The 2,614-nt window shown below is 40.7% G+C and carries 3 protein-coding genes; all 3 read left to right on the top strand.

All coding sequences use genetic code 11. The features are described 5' to 3' along the window. Positions 1–259, top strand: a 259-nt coding sequence (locus tag ACR2F7_RS14895) for a sigma factor-like helix-turn-helix DNA-binding protein (RefSeq protein WP_432714338.1), incomplete at its 5' end; no start/stop codon positions are given. Between the two features lie 95 nt (positions 260–354). Then, positions 355–1,617 (top strand): FecR family protein, encoded by a 1,263-nt coding sequence (locus tag ACR2F7_RS14890; RefSeq protein WP_432714337.1) that lies wholly within the window; start codon positions 355–357, stop codon positions 1,615–1,617. Positions 1,618–1,756: 139 nt separating this feature from the next. Continuing rightward, a partial coding sequence (locus ACR2F7_RS14885; RefSeq protein WP_432714336.1) for a carboxypeptidase-like regulatory domain-containing protein occupies positions 1,757–2,614 on the top strand: 858 nt, incomplete at its 3' end.

Raw genomic sequence — 2,614 nt, 5'->3', positions numbered from 1 at the left:
AACGGAAACCTTTGTTGAAATGGCGCCAGATTTTGAAATTATCCTTGATCAAGCCATCTCAAAGCTGCCTTTACAACAACAAAAAGTGTTTGTTTTCAGAATGCAAGGCCTTAAAAATCCTGAAATAGCCAAAAAAATGAACCTTGCTACAGATTCTGTGAAGAAATATTATAAGTTGTCGCTCGAAAACGTTAAAAAGAACGTCAATGGTAGCCATTCTGTGGTAATTTTTATCGCTTATTTGTTGAATCTGGAATAATTTCAAAATAATATCCCTTTTCATATCCCCTTTTTCCTAAACGGTGTGTCTTTAGGGTATAAAATCAATTATAGAAATTATAGATTATACGCCACATGAAGAACGCTCGCCTCCATTATCTTTTTCAATTGTATATCCATCAGCAGGCAGATGAAGCCGAGCGCAATGAATTGATGCGGTTGCTGACAGATCCAGCGCATCAAAAACAAGCTGAAGAATTTTTTGGGACCACATGGGCACAATTGGAGCCTGAAAAAGAGGTGTTCAACCAGGTGCAGCAAAAAAGAATGCTGCAGCATATCCTGGGGTCAGTAAAAGAAAGCATTCATGAATCTAAAAAATTAGTTGTGCCCAACTGGGCATACGCTATAGCAGCCATGCTGCTCCTCACAGTAGCCATTGGCCTTTTGTTTTTTCCAACACCACTATTCAACAGAGTCCAAAATAACATCGTTAAAAATACAACGAAGGTCACACCAAAACCTGATGCCCTGGCCGGAGGAAACAAAGCTATTTTAACTTTAGCCGATGGTTCACAAATTGTGCTTGATGACACCCATGCCGGAAAAATTGCCCGGCAGCCCGGTGTAAACATTAGCAAAACCGCAGATGGACAATTGGTATATGCTTTTGATGATCATAATCAAGTAAAAGAAAACCATAAAAATATTGCTATTCAGCAAAACACCATTACCACACCTAAAGGAGGACAATACCAGGTTAACCTGCCAGATGGCAGTAAAGTTTGGCTCAATGCTTTGTCGTCCTTAAAATTCCCTACGGTATTTCAGGGCAAGGAGCGCAAAGTTGAATTAACAGGAGAGGCTTATTTTGAAATCAATCCTTTAGCCATCAATAAGGTTAAAATGCCCTTTAAAGTGGTTTATCCAGGCAAAGGAGGGCGCCCTCAGGAAGTAGAAGTGCTAGGCACCCATTTCAACATCAATGCTTACAGCAATGAGGTAAATGCCAAAACTACCCTCCTTGAAGGGAGTGTAAGGGTTGTGGACCTTAGCGCTGGAACTGCCAACCTGTTGAAACCAGGACAGCAAGCCATATTTAATGGTCAGCAAACGCGTGTAGTGGAGGTAGACAGCGAAGAAACGATCGGTTGGAAAAACGGAAATTTTGTATTCAATAACATGCGGCTAGGTGACATCATGAAGCAGTTGGAACGCTGGTATAATATTGAAATTGACGAGCAGCATATTCCTGATACCCGCTACCAGGGGGTGATTTCCAAATATGTCAGCCTCTCGCAAGTGCTGCACATGCTGGAATTAACAGGCAATTTAAAATTCAAGATCGACAGCATTCCCGGCAAGACAGAAAAAAGAATAGAGATTCTCAAACAATAATTCACCTCCTTATCAACAGATTAAATTAAATGCCTATGTAAAATCACTCCTTTAACCTCAGTCAGTCATCGGTAAGAACCAACCGTAGCGAGCAACAAGAGTCATCTCATTAACAATCACCGCCTTAAATTTTTTGCTTATGAATTTTTATTTTACCCATGCCTTCGTGCATTGTGATATCCAATGCAAAAAACCTGACCATCCTACTAAGTTTAAAGTAAATTTCCTTACTAAAACGCTTCTGCTCGCTTTTTGCATCACCTCCTTGCAAGTAAATGCCCGTGGACAAATAAGTAACATTACTTTGTCGGCAAATAAAGTATCCTTAAATAAAGTACTCAACGAAATCAGGAAACAGAGTGGCTGCAAGCTGTTGTATAATACAGACCTGCTGGAAAAAGCAAATCTTGTATCTATCCATGTGGAGAATGTGTCGCTCAATGAAGCGTTGAAACAATCCATCAGCGACCAGCCTTTTGAATATCAATTGCAGAACAACACCATCCTGATTACACCGCTTGCGGAAGTTAAAAAACCACTTGTTTTGGAGGTTAAAGGTACCGTGTTAGACGAAAAAGGCCTGCCACTCATTGGTGCTTCTGTAAAAGTTAAAGGTGCTGCTAAAGGCACCATGACCGATGCGAATGGTCGTTTTGCAATTGCAGGCGTGGAGCCTGATGCCATATTAGTCATCTCTTATGTAGGCTATACGCCTAAAGAAGTAAAAGCAGGACCGAATATTTCAGTGACTTTATCGCCAGACAAATCTGATTTAAATGAAGTGATTGTAATTGGTTATGGCACACAGAAAAAATCTGAGGTAACAGGTAGTATTTCTAATGTAAAAGGAAGTGCCTTGGCAGATAAGCCAGTGGCAAGTTTTGAAAGTGCCTTAAATGGCCGTGCCACAGGGGTAAATATGACAGCGAATGATGGTGTAGTTAACCAGGCGCCTACTTTCAGAATCCGTGGAACAAACTCCTTGTCTTTAAGTTCT

Origin of the sequence: Pedobacter sp., assembly GCF_045628745.1 — a bacterium.
In the GTDB taxonomy this organism is placed as follows: domain Bacteria; phylum Bacteroidota; class Bacteroidia; order Sphingobacteriales; family Sphingobacteriaceae; genus Pedobacter.
The sequence above is the reverse complement of the archived record's forward strand: the minus strand, read 5'-3'. Positions and strand labels throughout refer to the sequence as shown.

What these genes read in the sequence shown, in the direction of transcription:
- ACR2F7_RS14890 (WP_432714337.1), top strand. Translation starts at nt 355, where the DNA reads ATGAAGAACGCTCGCCTCCATTATCTTTTTCAATTGTATATCCATCAG.